The following is a 15,585-nucleotide window of genomic DNA, read 5'->3' as shown; positions in this document are numbered from 1 at the left end:
TACTGCACATACTTTGGAGGAATACACGCATCCGGGTCAACTCCATTTCTCCGGGAACCATTGAAACACCGCTCATCGACTCCCTTGCCGGCACAAAGCAAGAGGAAGCCGGCAGACAGTTCCGTGAAGCAAACAAAAGGAAACGACGGAATAAACGGTATAAAAGCCGCAGGCAACGGTGCTTGCGGCTTTTTCCTGTTTCATATTTTCCCTGTTGGCCATACTGATAACAGTACAAGGAGGCAGGTGAACGTGGTGGAACGAAAAATTTTGGTGTGGAGCAGTTTGCTTTTTATGGCATTTATGTTGGGCTTGTTTATCTATTACCTTATGAAAGATGATGCCTCCCGCTGGCAGGTTGCTCTTGGCGGAATTGCAGTCAGCGCGCTGCCCCTTGGTCTGCTTTTTCTGAAAAGAAATCCCTTTCCTCTGGTTCTTATTATGGGTTACTTTCTATTTCTTTTGTGTACCACGTACCTTGGCAGCATCATGCAGTTTTATCTGAAGTTTCCGTGGTGGGATACCACCCTTCATTCCTATAAAGGAGCCTTTGTCGGCTTATGCGGCATGTCGCTTTACAAACGGTTCGTGCCCGAAAAGCTCAGGGACAGCGTATCTCCCTGGCTTTATTTTCTTTTCATTCTCTCCTTTTCATCCCTTGCCTCAGTCCTCTGGGAAATCTATGAATATACCGGAGATCTGGTAGCTACCCACACCATGCAGCTCGGTGGGAACAAAGATACCATGGGGGATCTCCTGGCCGGTGTAGCGGGTGGATTGGCTGCTGCACTATACGCCAAATGGAGAGGTCATCGCGTTTAAAATACGAGCTGTTCTTTTCTATGATTTTTTGTTGTTGCCATTGCATACTCTTTTTTGGTGTAAACGTAACCTTCCATAATTCTTCTTGAGGTCCGGACCACCTTTATCGCGTGCACTTTCTTTTCATAGAGTTTTGCCTGGGTTTCCATGACCCCGGCCGGATGGGCAAGGCGAAGGGTGCTGTTCCGGTCTGAAATCATACGGGAAACAATGGTGTTTTCCAGGTAAGCTGCCGCTGTTGTACATACCGCCCCCGTTATGGCCAATGCCCTGTGTGGCCGCTGCATGGACATCATCCGAATGACCAAATCCATTTCCTCTGCTTTCCGCTTCCGCCCGGCAAGATCCATGTAATCCTTTGGTTCTGCAACAATCGTAAGCTTTGGTACAGCAGGTGATTGATCCGTCGCCTCTTCTTTTGAACAAAATCCGCAAAGCTCAGCAGCGATTGATCGTACTTCTTCCAGTTTTGCTAATGAATCCGGGGAATAGTCATCAGGCAGTTCGATTCCGTTCAACCCCACATCCATCGCCTTGACAAAAACAAGCGGATTCGCAACGTCAACGATAGAGATACAAAAGGCACCGAACGATGTCTCAATGAAATCAATGGCATTTCCAGTAGGAAACACCCTGCCTGTCACCGATCCTTCGGCATCTTCAAACGACAGGTAAATGGGCGATCCGGTTCCGGGCACGCCGGGAATCGAACAATTCCCTTCCAGTTTCACCCTTCCATCCTCTACCTCCACTTCAGAAATAATCACCTTTTTTGTATTCGTATTGTAAATCCTTACTTTTGTCACCGGTTCCCTTGCCGTCACCAATCCCTGTTCGATGGCATATGGACCAACCGCCGAAGAAATATTTCCACAGTTCCCTTTAAAATCGACCATTTTCTTGTCAATGCTCACTTGGGCAAAGGTATAATCAATGTCCACATCGGCTGCTTCTGATTTCTTTATGATGGCCACTTTACTGGTAAGTGAATTGGCGCCGCCTAAACCATCAATTTGCATGTTGTCCGGGCTTCCCATGACATCCAGCAAAAACTCTTCCCAATCTTTCCGCTGCTCTGGCATATCCTTTTCATTGAAAAATGCGCCTTTGCTTGTTCCTCCCCGCATAATGATTACCGGAACTTTTGTCATCATCATCACCTCAACTGATTTGCTCTTCTCTCTTTGAACTCATCTTAGTCCAATTCTTCCGATAAATTAAATACATATTATTTATCTAAAACCTTAAAAAATATTTATAACTAAAAACAGGAGTGATAGGATAAAAAAAAGGAGTGAGAAGAATGGACGAGAAAGACTGGACACTAATGAAAATATTGTACGAGGAAAAAAGTATTACGCGGGCAGCAGAAAAACTCTACATTTCACAGCCTGCTCTGAGCTACCGGCTAAGGCATCTCGAAGAATCCTTTGATACCCGATTGTTCTATAAACGAAAAAGAGGAATTGAATTTACTGCAGAGGGAGAATATCTCGCCAAATATGCAGAGCAAATGATTGAAGAACTGCAGAGGACAAAAGATCACATTTCAAATATCGGACAAGCGGTTAAAGGAACACTTCGAATCGGTGTATCGAGTAATTTTGCGCAATACCGCCTTCCCGATATTCTTAAACGATTTTCTAAAATCTATCCCGATGTTCAATTTAAGGTCAATACCGGCTGGAGCACGAAAATTATGAGTCTGCTGGATGCTTCCAGTATCCACGTTGGCGTGTTAAGAGGAGATTACCATTGGCGGGGAGATAAATTTTTGCTGACAAAAGAAAGGCTATGTCTGATCTCTAGATCTGAAGTCAATTTGGAAAACCTGCCAGAATTGCCGCTGATCCACTATAAAACCGATACATCGCTCGATAATTTAATCACCGCATGGTGGCATGATAACTTTGCCAGCCCGCCTTCTGTCGCCATGGAAGTGGACCGCCAGGAAACCTGCAAGGAGATGGTGAAGCACGGGCTCGGATTCGGAATTGTCCCTGAAATCTGCCTGCAGCCTTCAGACAACCTTTTTGTTAAAGGGCTTTCGTATAAAAATAACGAACCTGTCCTTCGTGACACCTGGCTGATGTATCATCCCGATTCTCTCAACCTAGCTGTTGCCAAAGCATTTATTGATTTTTTGAACCAAGAACCATCAACTGCCTTGTAGCGCGTCTAACCAGCATAGTTACGTTATAAATATTTTTTATTAAATTGATAAAAAAATATATATTTAACTTATTCATTGACGTGTATTATTCTTGAACAAACATGTTAGACGCTTTTTAAATCGTCAGTTTTGAAAGCGTATACAGAAATGAGGAGGTTTTCGTACTATGCTGGCTATTCTTGGTATTATCATGATTGTGGTGTTTACGTATTTGATCATGGCAAAACGTTTATCACCGATCGCCTCTCTTACTCTTGTTCCTGTCGTCTTTGCTGTTCTTGGCGGATTTGGAGGGAAGCTGGGCACGATGATTATGGACGGACTGAAGCTCGTCGCACCATCTGCTGCTTTGCTGCTCTTTGCCATTTTGTTTTTCGGTATTTTAATCGATGCCGGCTTGTTTGATCCACTCGTAGAAAAGATCCTTAAGATTGTTAAAGGAGATCCTGTAAAAATTGCCATGGGAACAGCCATTCTTTCCTTGCTGGTGGCGTTGGACGGTGACGGAACCACCACTTATATGATCGCTGTTTCCGCATTGCTTCCCCTTTATATCCGTATTGGGATGAATCCATTGATTCTGGCTACCGTATCCATGCTTTCGCTCAGCATCATGAGTGGAATGACCCCTTGGGGCGGTCCTGCCACACGGGCCATCGCGGTTATGGGGCTGGATGCTTCCGAATTTTTCATTCCGCTGCTGCCAACCATGATCGGAGGCGCGTTATGGGTCGTTTTTACAGGGTATCTTCTCGGAAAAAGAGAACGCCGCCGGATTGGAATTGCCGATCTGAAGCATAAAAAGGTAGATCCTGAGATCCTTTCACAATTGGCCGCTGCCCAGGAAACCATGTCTGCAGATGGTGATTCTGCAAGCTTCAAACGCCCGCATCTCCGCTATTTCAACTTATTACTTGTCATTGCTGTAATGACCGTTTTAGTAATGGGCTTACTTCCGGCCCCAGCCTTATTTTTAGTGGGCTTTATTATGGCGCTGATGATCAACTATCCGAATCTAGATCTTCAAAAGGAACGAATCGCAGCGCATGCGAACAATGCACTCACCGTTGTACTGCTTGTGTTTGCTGCAGGTGTGTTCGCCGGTATATTATCAGGTACTAAAATGGTGGATGCGATTGCACAGGCTCTCATTTCCATCATTCCGGACTCGGCTGGTCCGCTGTTCCCGGCGATCGTGGCCATTACCAGCATGCCGTTTACCTTTGTTCTTTCCAACGATGCCTATTACTTCGGCGTGCTCCCGATTCTTGCAGAGGCGGCTTCCGCTTACGGGGTCAGTCCCATTGAAATTGCAAGGGCTTCCATTATGGGGCAACCGGTCCATTTAATGAGCCCGCTGGTGGCTTCCACCTTCCTGCTTGTCAGTATGGTCAATGTCGATATTAGTGCGTTTCAGCGTTTTGCGTACAAATGGGCCATTTTGACCGCGTTGGTTATCACATGTCTCGCTCTGCTTACGGGAGCGTTAACCCTGCTCTGACTTCGCATTTGTTACTTTTCCGCCTCCTTTGGGTAAAACTGTAATAAGCCTAAAGGAGGTGGAAACATGTGGATTGCCGCAATGTGGGGGGCCATATCCGGTTCAGCAGTGCTGCTGGGTGCAATTGCCGCCATAGCCTTCCCGATCAAAAAACGAGTGATAGGATTTATCATGTCGTTTGGTACAGGGGTGTTGATTGGTGCAGCTACATATGAATTACTCGGAGAGTCTGTCCGGTCGGGAGGTTTGCTCCCAACAGGATCTGGCTTTTTGGTGGGCGCCATCATGTTCACCATTCTGGATTTTTTTATCTCTCGAAAAGGAGGCCATCAGCGGAAGAGATCGGCCGGACAAAATGATGCCTCGAAAAGCAGTTCCGGCCTCGCGATTTTTATCGGAACCGTGATGGACGCCATTCCCGAATCGATTATGATCGGTGCCAGCCTTATCGAAAACAACAATGTCAGCTGGCTGCTGGTCATCGCCATTTTTATCAGTAATATCCCAGAGGGCTTGTCGAGTACGTCAGGGATGCTGAAAAGCAATATGAGCAAACAAAAAATTATGATTCTTTGGTTATCTGTCCTCTTCATCTCTACTTTAAGTGCGTGGGGCGGCTATTTCTTTTTGGAAAATGCTTCAGAGGAAGTCATGGCCATCATTGCCTCTTTTGCCGCAGGCGGTATTATCACCATGGTCGGTTCAACCATGATGCCCGAAGCCTTTGAAGAAGGAGGATCCATTGTCGGCCTGGTCGCCGCCATCGGATTGTTGGTTTCGCTTATCTTGACGACAATATAACAAAAAAACAAGCCCTCTTCTGACTTCTGTCAACAAAGAGGGCTTGTCTTTTATATCTTTTTGAATTAATGACTTTCTGCATGCCGGCCGCTGAACTTGCCGATCACAACGACAAGCACGGCGAGCAGAAGCGGTACAACGAGATGAAGATTGAAATCGATGTTTTCGAGATAATGCCCGACAGCCTTGTCCTTCAGCATCATTTCGCCAGCGGTATAGCCGAGCAATGCCGCTCCGAGAATGATGATGATGGGAAATCGTGTCATGATCTTCATGAGCAGCTGGCTTCCCCAAATGATTAATGGAATACTGATGATGAGACCAAGAATGATCAGCACGATATTTCCGTTGGCTGCCCCCGCAACGGCCACAATGTTGTCCAAACTCATGACAAGGTCCGCTATAATAATGGTTTTAATTGCCCCGGAAAGACTGGAGTTCGCTTCAATATCGCCCTCTTCCTCCCCTTTTAAAAGCTTAATGGCAATCCACAACAACAGCAGTCCGCCGACAAAGTTTAAAAAAGGAATCTTCAATAAATAAACCGCAACAAACGTTAATACCACTCTTAAAAATACCGCTCCGAACGTACCGAAGAAAATGGCCTTGTTTCTGTGCCGCTCTTCTAAATTCCGGCAGGCAAGCGCGATTACCACTGCATTATCCCCGCTCAGCACAATATTTATAAGAAGGATTTCCAAAAGATTGACCAATAAATTATCCATGAAACCACCTTGTCTATGTTAAATAATTCACTCTAATATCACATTATAATAGTTTACCACTATTTTTTCTATATCCTAACTATTTTGTTCATAAAAACTATTGAATAGAAAAAAAGAGCGCTCCCGCTCTATTCAGGAACGCTTCACGAACTTATTTTTTCTTTTTGAAAAACCGGTGGAAAGGGCATTTGGATACCGCCGTATCGTCATCACGCAAAAAATATTGCTTCCATTCATAATTATCTTCATTTCCGTACGTTTTCAAACCATTATGAATATCAATCGAATCATATTTTTTCAGGCGGTCACGAATCCGTTGTTTGATTTTAGAAGCCCTCGACGGAGATGAATTGAATTTCTCGAGAACCCACCTTGGGGTAATGGCCAGGATAAAGCAGGGAAAATACCTGCTGTGGCGGTTAACATGTGCCGGTGTGCCGCAATACATAAAGTACTGCTCCTCATGAAAACAAAACTCCCACAGATGTTCATGCGGGTCGTTCGGTATATGGGCCGGCCATTCACTCGTGTCCCGTTCGGCCAAACCCGCCAGTTGGCTCCAAAACAGCTGTTCATACTCCTCCACCTTCATGCTTTCCGCCATTTCCCACGGTGTTTCATAAAACACGATAAGGGACGTATAATCTCCGCAGTCCTTTGCACATTCTGTATATTCCTTCAGCAGCGCCGCCAAAGCCTCCACCGAGGACGTGTGGCCGGGGTTTCCGGCAAATCCAAAACGAAATTGGCCGAGAGACTCACCAATCGTTGCTGGAATACACGGAAACGGACGTGTCGCCGATCTCATCCTTCTCTCAAACTCATCGATTGCCCGTTCTTGCCAAGACGCTAGTTTCTCTCTCCTGATTGTATCGCTGTCATATAACATGCGCCCCACTCCCTGCAAACCATTCGTACTAATGTATTCCTGGTGGGCCAGTCGGGTGAATGTCCAGATGGCGATCATCGGTCATACTGTTAACGTTAATAAAATGGAGAGATTTAGCTTCCAAAAAGGAATAACTGTCTGCTTTTTTGGGAAAAGAACGGCATGGAGGTGTCGAGTGTGAAAGCAATTATTTTTGACTTTGATGGTACAGTAGCCAATACGCTGCCGGTGAATTATCATTCCTTTCAAACCGTTTTTAAGAAATATGATGATAAAGATTTTACAGACGAAGAAATTAAAGAAATGTTCGGGCCAGTGGAACCGGTGATCATCAAGGATCATCTGGAGCATTCTGACAAGGAAAGCGCCATCGAGACGTTTTATCAAACATATGAAGATAAGCATTCAGATCTGGTGGACGCCAATTCTGAAATGGATGACCTGCTTCGTTCCTTAAAGGATAAAGGCTTGAAGCTTGGAATTATGACTGGAAAAAGCCGTCGCAGTCTGGACATCTCCCTGGAGAAACTCGGGATGAGCGATTTGTTTGATGTGATTATGACCGGGGATGATGTCAGTGAACCAAAGCCCCATCCCGAAGGCGTGTTAAAAGCGATTGATCAGCTTGGCGTTTCAAAGGAAGACGTCATGTTCCTTGGTGACAGCGACTCTGACATTGAAGCCGGACAGCGAGCCGGGGTACGAACCGTCGGTGTACACTGGCTCCCCGAGGTGCAAACGAAAGAATTCAGCCACGAACCCCATCAAACCTTTGAAAATATCAGTGATTTTGTGGATTTTTTGGAAGGAGCACAGACTCGTTGACGTAAAAAAGCGTTCTGCAGTGAGGCAGAGCGCTTTTTTTCTGTTTTTTGGAGACTGAAATGCTGAATACTGGCCAGACTTACTGGCTAAAATAAAGATTTTCTCACAGAATGCAAAACTTACTGTCCCAACCACCATGATATACGGATATCTCTTTTAAACAACCTGATCAAGGTATATGTCCAAGCATAATCTTCCTGTCCGCATAAACTGCCAGAAACACGTAACGTGTAGCACCTAAATACTATATGGAGGAAGATATATGCGTAAAAGATACAGGAACTGCAGATGCTGTCATTGCCGGGAAAGCAGCAGTAGCAGCAGCTCCAGCTATGAAAGCAAATGTCCTTGTCTCGAAAGTAGCACTCTCCAGGCAGAGAGCAGTCTGCCCCGCTTTGAAAGCAGCCCTCACTTCGAAAGCAGCACGCCCAACGTAAAACTTAGCAGCTGCCATCACAAGAAGAGCAGCTTTCATTATTCAGAGAGCAGCAGCTGCGATTGCCAGAAGAGCCACCACGTAATGCATGAGAGCAGCTCTTGCACGGAAAGCAGTCATCACTCTGAGAGCAGTTCCTATTGTCCTGATCCGAAAAGCAGCAGCTCCAGATCAAGCTCAAGTTCTAGTTCTAGAAGGTCAAGTTCAAGTTCTAGAAGGTCAAGTTCAAGCTCCAGTTCCAGCCCGCAGCAGGAGAGCAGCAGCTCCAGTTCAAGTCCGCAACCGCCGATGGATTTGTGCAGAATTCCAGGGCCGATTGTAGATTTCTTACCTGTTCCAATCGGGTTCTCTTACTTTCTTGCAGAATCAACGACACGACAGGTGATCGCTCCCAATGTGGTTACACCCGTTGATTACACCAACGTGATCTACAATCGGATGAATGAATATAATGCATTCGGTTCACAATTTACAGCTACCCGTGCAGGTGTATATAAATTTTGCGCCCAAACAAAAGTACGCGGCACAACAGCTGCGACAAGAGGCAACGTTACTTTAGGTCTAATGGTAAACAATTCAGTGGTTACTTCCCTGTCTGTAGCAGGACTACAGGGCACAGCCTGTGTTGATGCAAACGGTTGTGCGACCAGCTTGAACTTAAGCGCTGGAGATGTGGTTCGTGTAGTGATGTTTTCCACCACCAACCAGAGCATTATCATCGAAAGCGGCTATTTCGAAGGTGCCCGCACAAGCTAATTCGGACGAGAAGCGTTTCTGACCCTGTCAGAAGCGCCCTTTTTTTGAAATGAGATTTACCTCGGAAACCGAGCCAAAGCCCGATTATGTAAACGAAATCATCACCAACAGAAATTCAAAAGAGCCTCTCCGCACCCAAAACGCAGAAAGGCTCATCTTTATTCATGCACTTCGGCAAGCGAGAATTAGTTGCTTCCTCCTTTAGAGGAGCTTCAGTCCCTTCTGTGTTCATTGATCGGATAGACGATGGTATTCAATAGTGCACCGATAACGATGATCATTGCTGACAGGTAAAACCAAAGCATAAGTACCACAATACCGCCAAGCTGCCCATAGAGCGCCGAATAGTTATTTCCTCTGACATAAGCCGCAAAGCCCATGGATACGAGCTGCCAGCCGATCATGGAAAAAAAGGCGCCCGGCAATACTTTTGAAATGTGCAATTTCACATTTGGCGCGAAATAATAAAGTCCAATGAAGAAAAGAAGCAAAAACAGGCTTCCAATCCCCCACTGCAGAAAAATCCATAATTTATGATAGCCATCCAACGTAAATACGTCATTCAGATAATGCCTCATCAATTCTTCAATAATCGGAACAACTACCGAGAACAAAATCACAATCATAAAACCGATGGTGAGAACAATTCCCTCCACGATCTGTTTGAAAAAACTTTCTTTTACTTCAATGGCATATGCATCGTTCATGACACGCTTGATGCACTGAAACCCCATTGATGAAAGCCACAATGTAATAATTAAGCTGAACGACAATAAGTTTCCCTGTTGATGGGTTACCGTATAGGTCAGGGTTCTCTCGATTAATAAATACGTATTCTCTGGCGCATACGGTTTGGCAAGCTCCAGGATGTTTTCTTCCTTAATCGGCAGGTAGGCCAACAAGGAATAAATGACCAGCAGGAATGGGAATACGGACATTAAAAAGTAATAGGCCATCTGAGCAGACAAATCATAGACTCGTAGTGCGAAAAATCGATTAGCAAGTTTTTTTAGAATTGCAGTAGCTGTCATATGAGCCTCCTTTCATAAGGCCGGCAGGACATTCAGCAATTATACAAAGATTATAGATAAGTTCGATTTAATTGCAATGGAAGACAAATCCAGTTGGTGGACATGGTATTAACAACTATGTGCCTGGCGCCTCGTTTAGAAGCTCTTTTTTAAAGAGGCAGGGTCAATAGCTAGACGAAAACTGCTTAAAGCTAACGTTAGTCTATGCAATTTGGATCACTTTTTTAGATTTTGCGCAGAATTTTTATCATCCGTAGGTGTTGTAGCGGCGTTACTTGCGGTTCGACATCATTTAGTTGCGGCTCTGAGGGATTTACTTGCGGTGCTGGGACGTTTACTTGCGCTTCGACAAGGAATATTTGCATATCACATCATTTTCATAGAATCTCAAGCACGCAAAAAAAGCCACGCTGTCCCACTACCGAACAGCGAAGCTCTTTCCTTCTATTGACTCTCGTGCACTTCATAGGCGGGGCGGATGGCCGATTCTATTGATCCCTGCATCCAGCCGTGGGCCATAGTCGCGTGCTCTCCGGCAAAGTGAAGCCTTCCTTCCGGCATTGAAATTACATCTCCGAATTCTTTTTCCTGGTAGGGTTTAAACATCGTGAAAGCTCCCCTCGCGTATGGATTGTTCGTCCAGGAAAAGGAGGTTCCGGTCATGTATATTAAGAGCCTTCTTTCCGCCATGATTGACCCTCCAACCTCTAAAGCCCTCTCCCACTATATGTTGTTAACTGGAAGAAAGCTCACCTGCTATTCTTTTTTAAATACGACAAAAACGACAAAAAGTTCCCCGGGAAATCTCATTTTACTTATTTGGAATTTTGTTGACTATTAGCCACAATACTATTTTAGTATAAAAAGAGGAGTTGGCTACTTTACAGGAGAAATCATTAAGTCAACAAACGATTTCTTTCCTCATTTAAGCTGGCATCACTACTTCCCTCACGCCTGTATCGCTGCAGTATATGCAATAACGTGGACAACATTAAGGGATACTGCAATTCTGCACATAAGATTCCTATTCGATCGGAGGAAGAATTAATGGTGATTGAAAAACAGCTTTATATGTACTTGCTCGACCATTCTCATCAAATGGCTGATGAATGGCTAAAAGGGCGGGACGAACAGCAACATTCACGCTATTCCATCGATGCCCCAAAAGAAGTTCAAGATAAACTCCGTATGCAGCATATTCAATTCACCAACATGCTTGCCGAGTGCGTTCTCTACGAATATGACCCCTTTAAGTGGGCAAAGGAGCTGGCGCATGAGCGCGAAAATGAAGGTGTTTCCTTGTTGCAGATCATACAGAATTTCAAGCGCTGCCGTGAAGTTTGCTGGCAGTTTATTGAAGAGTTTGCGCGCATCCATAACCATGTGGAAGTCACCCATATCAGCACATGGAGCTTTAATCTCAACAGCGCCTTTGATATTATTATTGAAGTCTTTGTCGATCATTTTCATTATGCAGACCAGGAAAAGATCAATCAAAGGCAGTTGGTGGCCCAACTGGGTGTTCCCATCATTCCGATCAATGAAAAGATCGGTGTGCTTCCGCTGATCGGTGATATTGACTCAATACGGATGAACGTCATTCAGGAGCAAACGTTGACGAAAGCTCTTTCCCTGGAATTAACCTATTTAATTATTGATCTATCGGGTGTATATACGTTGGATTCCAATGTCGCAGAGGAATTGTTTACTGTAATCGAACAGCTTTCCCTCGTCGGAATCAGAGCCATCATTACCGGTATCCGCCCGGAGATTGCAATGACGAGTATTCAGCTGGGACTGGATTTTTCAAAAATCATAAAGTTTGGCAATTTACAAATGGCGCTGGCACATCTTTTTGAACCGAAGAAAAAGGTAAGAATATAGAGTTCCACAAACTCTCCCCCTCATGAATGTAGCCTCTTTATCAATTTCTTAATTCAAACTGGCCGTATGTTTTGCGTTTCACCCTTTACACCTTCCATCCTTTCTCATGAATATAATACTTTAATAGTTTTGTATAATTTTCACCATACCGGTGATGAAGATCAGAAGCAAAATCGTGCTCAATTTGCTGCATAATCAGATCATGGTAAAAGTTATTTTTCAGCATTTCAATGACAGCTGGATGGTCGGTTTCCACAGATGACGGTTTCAGTGTACCCCCAAAGCTTCCAATAAAGGCCGTTTTTGAATCAGACAGCAATGAAAATTTCCGTTCATCTGTATGCCATTGGTCCTCCAGCTGACGAACGATGACATGCTCAAGCGCAATATCAGTTTCCCCGATGGAAATAAGCACTACCGTCACACCTCTCTTTTCCGCTTCAAGCAAGTTTTCTGCAACCCACGACAAATCTTCCGCCCAGATTTCAGCAACAATCACCTGTTCGGTGTTTGCTATGACCCGCTGGATCGCCAGGTCCAATCCTTTGTTGCCCTTCCAGTTGTAAAAAGCAGGGGCAGGACGCGGAGGAGTCTTTAGTTCCTCGATCAACGCTTTCGACGTCTGTTCAAATTGGGATTGAAACAGGCGCACCAGTTCCTCGATCGGTACAGCGTTATAGCGGACAGTCTCTCCCTCCATACTACGGCATGCCCCTTTTTCTGTCAGTGATCGTAGAGCGGAATATACATTTGCCCTGGACACCGCAACTCTCTTTGCCACTTCATACCCCGTAAGGTCAGGTTCTTCATGCAAAGTGATGTAGCACCTTGATTCCAGCTCTGTCATGCCAAGCTTTTTTAATTGTTCAATCATATCGTCCCTCCATGGTATAGACAGTTATTCACACCACTCCTAAATAGGAGTATTTTTATATACCACTTTATTTTAATGTAATTTTAACTTTAGTTCTACTTTCTAAGCAGACATTTTTTCGACAAATTAAAACGTTTTATGGGAGAAAAAAACGGATAAAAGAGAATACACACTCTTTCTGTGAGTTGTTTGATTTTTTCCATAAAGGTGCTAAAATAAAAAATGGAAGGAAGATATGATGCTTCTTTCTCAAAAAGGATGAATATGTATGGAAGTAAAAGCACAGCAATCCAAGCTGGCAAACAATCTCGGAAAGCTATTGAGAGATAATTTCGGCAAAGGGCCGGAAGCGATCCACGTGACGATCTACGAACCTTACGTGGTCGTTTATGTCAGCGGTTTTGTCTCACCCATGGAACAAATACTGTTAAACCAGAATGAAGAAATACGGGTAATGACAACCAGAGAACTTTTAATGAAATCACTTGAACCTGAGATTACTGGACAAATAAAAGGTGTTACAGACATCGAAATACAGCATTTGTATTATGATTGGAACCTTGAGCATCAATCTGGCATTTTCGTAGGGGTATGCCTCGATGACCTTCAGGCAGACTTAACGGAAGGCGAACCCTATGAGGGAAAACAGGAGCTTCATGACCGGATTATAAAAATGAGCAAGCTCGCCCAAAAGGAACCAGAACGAATTACATCATATAAATTAAGCCCCCGAACACTTGTCGTGGTACGGGAAGGGATTTTGGTGGCCATTGAACGGCAGCTGATTTCAATGGGTTTTGACGATACACTTCGCATCTGCAAACGCCCTTTGGAAAAAGGCCTTATGCTTCAGAATGATGACTATGATGAGGTTTTGAATGCGGAGATCCTTGATATCTTTGTCGATTGGGATTTTGAGAAGGATAACAGCATTATTACACTTATCTTAAAACCAAAAAGTTAGTGCGGCAGTAATGAATTGGACACACTGTGCCAGTCATGAGCCGGAAAGTAAAGGGTTACCCTTTTCTTTTCGGCTCTTTTTTTGCTGAAAAGATAAAAATACTCTACAAACGGGTACATTAGTGGAGAGAGATTTTATCTAACTGCACCCCTTGTAAGTTCACTAAAAGGAGTTTTGTCGATATGGCTGACAAACACGAGATTTCGATGTTTATGAAAGAGCTTCGTCGATTGCTTCATGATTACAAGACATGTAATAAAGAATTTTTCAAAAAGAAAATCAGCGACGATATCCTGCTGTTAAGTTCGGTCATTTACGAAAATCAAATCGTGCGCTACGAAAAAAGAATGATGAAAAAGGTCAAAACGTATGAACAGACCAAGGAAATGGGACAAACTTGATTGATGTGAAGGCCGTTGGTTATCAAACGTTTTTCTTTAACAAATTAAAAGTTTTGCCCAGGAAAGGAAGGGAAATTCATATACCAGACGAATACTATAATAGAGATGAATTCCGAAGATGTCCGTTTGTAAAAATAGTTAAGATTAAGTCACATTAAAGAATCAGGTGGAGACATCTATGGAGCAAGCGAATGTTGAAAAAGAACTCAGTAGTTATATTGGCCGTATACTCAGAAACCATTTTGGAAGAGGTCCTGGTACTGTGTTTGTGACTGTGGCCGACCCGTTTATTACTGTCTACTTTACAAACTTTCTTTCACCAACAGAGCGCTCTCTGCTTCATTCGGAACAAGCCGAGCTCGTAGAAAAAATAAGAGATCGGCTAATGGATTCGCTAAGCGCAGAAATCGTGGGCTATTTGGAATCCAAAGTCGAAATTGACATTCTGGACTTTTATTATGACTGGAATCTAACAACGAAAACCGGTATGTTTGTAGCCGTCAGCAAGGTGTTTGATCCTGCGGTAAGCGTCCTTTCTTTTGACAATCAGACGGCGTTTCACAAAGAGATTGAACGGATTAGTCTGGCTGCGGAGAAGGTTCCGGGTTTTGTAAACTCCTACTTGGTTAATCCCCGGACTTTGGTGGTCATAAGGGATAACATTCTAGTCAATATTGAAAAAGAAATTATCGCTCATGGTGGACATGAAATGCTAAGAATCGCTAAGAGGAGTTTGGAAAAAAGATTATTCGGCACCCATCTGCCACAGCTGGAAAAACTGCTGAACGCAAAAGTCCTGGATATATTGATCGATTGGAATTTCGGCCGGGATTCAAGCAGTGCACTATTTATATTGGAACCAATTGCATAACAGGCAGCAACAAGCTAGGCATGGAACTAGATGTGAGCCAAAAAGAAAGGCAAAGGTTGCCTTCTTTTTGGCTTTTTTTAGTAATAAATGTTTTACATAAGGGGTTGATCGCTTGTTTTATACCTGCATCATTGAAACATCAGCTTTGGAAAAAAAAGGTGTTTGCCATGCTTAAAACAGCTATCATCGTCGATATACATACTGAAAAGGATATCGTGGCTGCGCGGAAGCAAGTAAAACAACTGGCACAAACCTTACATTTCTCTTCGATAAACCAGGTCCGGATTTCTACTGCGGTTTCAGAACTGGCCAGAAATATATATTTGTATGCAGGTAAGGGAACGATAAGTTTTGAAACCTATTTGGATGAAAACAAAATCGGGATTAAGCTCACCGCAACCGACCAGGGGCCGGGGATTCAGTCTGTCCGTAAAGTTCTTGAAGACGGCTATTCCACATCTGGCGGGCTCGGTATGGGACTTCCCGGTGTGAAGCGCCTGATGGATGAGTTTGTGATCGACTCAGGTCTTGGGATAGGTACAACGATTATTGCTGTTAAATGGGTATAATCGGGCTGCATTTTTTTAAGCTTCTTCTTTGTTCACGAAATGTTTTTCTTTTATTGACAAATG

Annotated in this window: 18 protein-coding genes and 1 pseudogene; 13 read left to right on the top strand and 6 right to left on the bottom strand. The window is 44.0% G+C overall.

All coding sequences use genetic code 11. From position 1 onward, the window contains the following. Positions 1–29: 29 nt before the first annotated feature. Both DMO16_RS18015 and DMO16_RS18010 read left to right on the top strand, forming a co-directional pair. Positions 30–137: pseudogene (locus DMO16_RS18015) on the top strand (SDR family oxidoreductase); the annotation flags it as partial. Next, on the top strand, positions 124–822 hold the full coding sequence (locus DMO16_RS18010; RefSeq protein WP_241840592.1) for a membrane-spanning protein: 699 nt from the start codon (positions 124–126) through the stop codon (positions 820–822). The pseudogene DMO16_RS18015 and the gene DMO16_RS18010, both read left to right, overlap by 14 nt. Here the strand turns inward: DMO16_RS18010 and DMO16_RS18005 are convergent. After that, positions 819–1,973: a 2-methylaconitate cis-trans isomerase PrpF family protein gene (locus DMO16_RS18005; RefSeq protein WP_129479056.1), complete on the bottom strand. Its 1,155-nt coding sequence runs from the start codon at positions 1,971–1,973 to the stop codon at positions 819–821. The genes DMO16_RS18010 and DMO16_RS18005 overlap by 4 nt on opposite strands. 152 nt (positions 1,974–2,125) lie before the next feature. Between DMO16_RS18005 and DMO16_RS18000 the strand changes: the two genes are divergently transcribed. The 3 genes from DMO16_RS18000 (at position 2,126) to DMO16_RS17990 (ending at position 5,297) form a co-directional block, all read left to right on the top strand. Further along, complete coding sequence (locus DMO16_RS18000) at positions 2,126–2,995, top strand: LysR family transcriptional regulator (RefSeq protein WP_061973853.1); 870 nt, start codon at positions 2,126–2,128, stop codon at positions 2,993–2,995. Positions 2,996–3,161: 166 nt separating this feature from the next. Then, entirely contained in the window at positions 3,162–4,496 is a 1,335-nt protein-coding gene (locus tag DMO16_RS17995) for a CitMHS family transporter (RefSeq protein ID WP_061973851.1), read from the top strand. Positions 4,497–4,562: 66 nt separating this feature from the next. After that, positions 4,563–5,297 carry a ZIP family metal transporter gene (locus DMO16_RS17990; protein ID WP_129479051.1) on the top strand — a complete coding sequence of 245 codons (735 nt, stop codon included), beginning with the start codon at positions 4,563–4,565 and terminating at the stop codon, positions 5,295–5,297. 65 nt (positions 5,298–5,362) lie between these two features. Here the strand turns inward: DMO16_RS17990 and DMO16_RS17985 are convergent, their stop codons facing one another. Then, the gene (locus DMO16_RS17985; protein WP_061973847.1) at positions 5,363–6,022 is read right to left on the bottom strand and encodes a TerC family protein; all 660 of its coding nucleotides are present in this window, start codon (positions 6,020–6,022) and stop codon (positions 5,363–5,365) included. Between the two features lie 151 nt (positions 6,023–6,173). Then, positions 6,174–6,911 (bottom strand): YqcI/YcgG family protein, encoded by a 738-nt coding sequence (locus DMO16_RS17980; protein ID WP_129479049.1) that lies wholly within the window; start codon positions 6,909–6,911, stop codon positions 6,174–6,176. A gap of 177 nt (positions 6,912–7,088) precedes the next feature. On the opposite strand from DMO16_RS17980, the gene DMO16_RS17975 reads away from it, so the two are divergent. The 3 genes from DMO16_RS17975 to DMO16_RS17965 all read left to right on the top strand — a co-directional run bounded on the left by DMO16_RS17975 (position 7,089) and on the right by DMO16_RS17965 (position 8,928). Further along, complete coding sequence (locus DMO16_RS17975) at positions 7,089–7,736, top strand: HAD family hydrolase (protein WP_129479047.1); 648 nt, start codon at positions 7,089–7,091, stop codon at positions 7,734–7,736. A 248-nt stretch (positions 7,737–7,984) separates the two neighbouring features. After that, entirely contained in the window at positions 7,985–8,173 is a 189-nt protein-coding gene (locus DMO16_RS17970) for a hypothetical protein (RefSeq protein ID WP_129479045.1), read from the top strand. 287 nt (positions 8,174–8,460) lie between these two features. Continuing rightward, positions 8,461–8,928 carry a C1q-like domain-containing protein gene (locus tag DMO16_RS17965; RefSeq protein ID WP_206738122.1) on the top strand — a complete coding sequence of 156 codons (468 nt, stop codon included), beginning with the start codon at positions 8,461–8,463 and terminating at the stop codon, positions 8,926–8,928. Positions 8,929–9,140: 212 nt separating this feature from the next. Here DMO16_RS17965 and DMO16_RS17960 read toward each other — a convergent pair whose 3' ends face one another. After that, positions 9,141–9,959 carry a YihY/virulence factor BrkB family protein gene (locus DMO16_RS17960; protein WP_129479041.1) on the bottom strand — a complete coding sequence of 273 codons (819 nt, stop codon included), beginning with the start codon at positions 9,957–9,959 and terminating at the stop codon, positions 9,141–9,143. A gap of 444 nt (positions 9,960–10,403) precedes the next feature. After that, positions 10,404–10,649 carry an FAD-dependent oxidoreductase gene (locus DMO16_RS17955; RefSeq protein ID WP_129479039.1) on the bottom strand — a complete coding sequence of 82 codons (246 nt, stop codon included), beginning with the start codon at positions 10,647–10,649 and terminating at the stop codon, positions 10,404–10,406. Positions 10,650–11,006: 357 nt separating this feature from the next. Here DMO16_RS17955 and DMO16_RS17950 point away from each other — a divergent pair, with 357 nt between their 5' ends. After that, positions 11,007–11,843 carry an STAS domain-containing protein gene (locus DMO16_RS17950; RefSeq protein WP_129479037.1) on the top strand — a complete coding sequence of 279 codons (837 nt, stop codon included), beginning with the start codon at positions 11,007–11,009 and terminating at the stop codon, positions 11,841–11,843. Between the two features lie 85 nt (positions 11,844–11,928). Here the strand turns inward: DMO16_RS17950 and DMO16_RS17945 are convergent, their stop codons facing one another. Continuing rightward, a complete protein-coding gene (locus DMO16_RS17945) occupies positions 11,929–12,717 on the bottom strand; it encodes a TrmB family transcriptional regulator (protein ID WP_129479035.1) in 789 nt (262 codons plus the stop codon). Between the two features lie 268 nt (positions 12,718–12,985). Here DMO16_RS17945 and DMO16_RS17940 point away from each other — a divergent pair, with 268 nt between their 5' ends. The 4 genes from DMO16_RS17940 to DMO16_RS17925 all read left to right on the top strand — a co-directional run bounded on the left by DMO16_RS17940 (position 12,986) and on the right by DMO16_RS17925 (position 15,522). Beyond that, positions 12,986–13,681, top strand: a complete 696-nt coding sequence (locus DMO16_RS17940) for a Na-translocating system protein MpsC family protein (RefSeq protein WP_129479032.1) — start codon at positions 12,986–12,988, stop codon at positions 13,679–13,681. Positions 13,682–13,863: 182 nt separating this feature from the next. Continuing rightward, entirely contained in the window at positions 13,864–14,082 is a 219-nt protein-coding gene (locus DMO16_RS17935; RefSeq protein ID WP_061973809.1) for a hypothetical protein, read from the top strand. A gap of 178 nt (positions 14,083–14,260) precedes the next feature. Next, positions 14,261–14,953 carry a Na-translocating system protein MpsC family protein gene (locus DMO16_RS17930; RefSeq protein WP_129479031.1) on the top strand — a complete coding sequence of 231 codons (693 nt, stop codon included), beginning with the start codon at positions 14,261–14,263 and terminating at the stop codon, positions 14,951–14,953. Between the two features lie 167 nt (positions 14,954–15,120). Then, complete coding sequence (locus tag DMO16_RS17925; RefSeq protein WP_061974190.1) at positions 15,121–15,522, top strand: anti-sigma regulatory factor; 402 nt, start codon at positions 15,121–15,123, stop codon at positions 15,520–15,522. The last annotated feature ends 63 nt before the right edge of the window (positions 15,523–15,585 follow it).

Source organism: Fictibacillus sp. S7 (assembly GCF_004127935.1).
GTDB lineage: Bacteria > Bacillota > Bacilli > Bacillales > Fictibacillaceae > Fictibacillus_C > Fictibacillus_C enclensis.
The sequence above is the reverse complement of the archived record's forward strand: the minus strand, read 5'-3'. Positions and strand labels throughout refer to the sequence as shown.